Below are 1,462 nucleotides of genomic sequence, written 5' to 3'. Positions count from 1 at the left end.
TGGGGTGGGGTCTGGTGGTGGATGCACCGCTCGTGGGAGGGGTGTTTTGTGTCTGGGACTGGGGTTGGTCAGGGTGTGCGTCGGGATGCGGTGGCGCGTGTGGTGGCTGGTGAGTCGGCTTCGGCGGTGGCTCGGGTTCTGGGGTATCGGCGTGGGACGGTGAGCCGGTGGTGCCAGGAGGCGGGGGTGGAGCTGGTAGGCGGCCCCAAGGGCGGGACTGTCCAGTCCGACCAGGCCAGACGCGCCAAGGTCGTTCAGGCCGTCCTGGCCGGGGCATCCCTGACCCGGGCGGGAGCCGCGGCCGGGGTGACCCGGGATACCGCGAGGCGGTACTGGCACGATCAGGCCGTGGAGAGTGCAGCAACAGCATCAAGACGCTCATCAAGACACTCGTCGGGGCGTAGAGACTGGTCGGTGTCGGCCTGCTCAGGGCGGGTCGGGCGCGGGCAGCGCGTCAGCGACGCCGAGCGGGTCCTGATCGCTCAGGGCCGGGCCCGTGGGGAGTCGGCCGCCGCCATCGCCCGCTCCTTGGGGCGGTGCCGTCAGACCGTCTCACGGGAGATCGCCCGCAACACCGGCCCTGACGAGGTCTACCGGGCCCCGGGAGCCTCGGCGGCGGCCCAGGAGCGCCTGGCCCGCCCCAAGGCCAGGAGGCTCGACACCGATCCCGCCCTGCGCGCCGAGGTGGTGGCCCTGCTCGAGGACGGGGCCAGCCCCCGCCAGATCAGCGCGCGCCTGCGCTGGGCCCACCCCGACAATGAGTCCATGCGCATCTCCCATGAGCAGATCTACCAGGCCCTCTACGTCCAGGGCGCCGGGAGCCTGCGCCAGCAGCTGCGGGTGGACAAGGCCCTGCGCTCAGGACGCACCCGGCGCCTGCCCCGCTCACCACTGGCCGGCCTGCCCCGCAGATCCAACCGCCCCTGGATCGAGGGAGCCCAGATCAGTGTGCGCCCGCCCCAGGCCGCTGACCGGGCCGTACCGGGCCACTGGGAGGGCGACCTGGTCATCGGCGCCGGCGGGCGCAGCGCCCTGATCACCCTGGTGGAACGCACCAGCCGCTTCGTGCTCATACACCGCCTGGGCGCCGGCCACGACTCCCAGACCGTCACCACCGCCTTGCAGACCATGGTCGCTGACCTGCCCCGGGCCGTAAGGGCCTCGATCACCTGGGACCAGGGAAGCGAGATGGCCCAGCACGCCGCCTTCACCGCCGCCACCGACATCCCGGTCTACTTCGCCGACCCCCACAGCCCCTGGCAGCGCCCCACCAACGAGAACACCAACCGCCTGATCCGCGACTACCTCCCCAAGGGCACCAGCTTCACCACCATCACCGACACCCAGATCCAAGCCATCCAGGACCGCCTCAACCGCCGACCCCGCATCGTCTTGAACGGACAGACCCCAACTGAGAAACTCAACGACATCATCAACGGTGCAAACACCACCTGACCCCACC

1 protein-coding gene is annotated in these 1,462 nt (G+C 70.9%); it reads left to right on the top strand.

Going from position 1 to position 1,462, the window contains the following annotated elements; translation table 11 throughout:
* Nucleotides 1–186: 186 nt before the first annotated feature.
* Nucleotides 187–1,455 (top strand): IS30 family transposase, encoded by a 1,269-nt coding sequence (locus FK256_RS00695; protein ID WP_170197881.1) that lies wholly within the window; start codon nt 187–189, stop codon nt 1,453–1,455.
* The last annotated feature ends 7 nt before the right edge of the window (nt 1,456–1,462 follow it).

Origin of the sequence: Actinomyces johnsonii (genome assembly GCF_006546835.1) — a bacterium.
Taxonomy (GTDB): Bacteria; Actinomycetota; Actinomycetes; order Actinomycetales; family Actinomycetaceae; genus Actinomyces; species Actinomyces johnsonii.
This window is presented reverse-complemented; position numbering and strand designations above follow the sequence as displayed.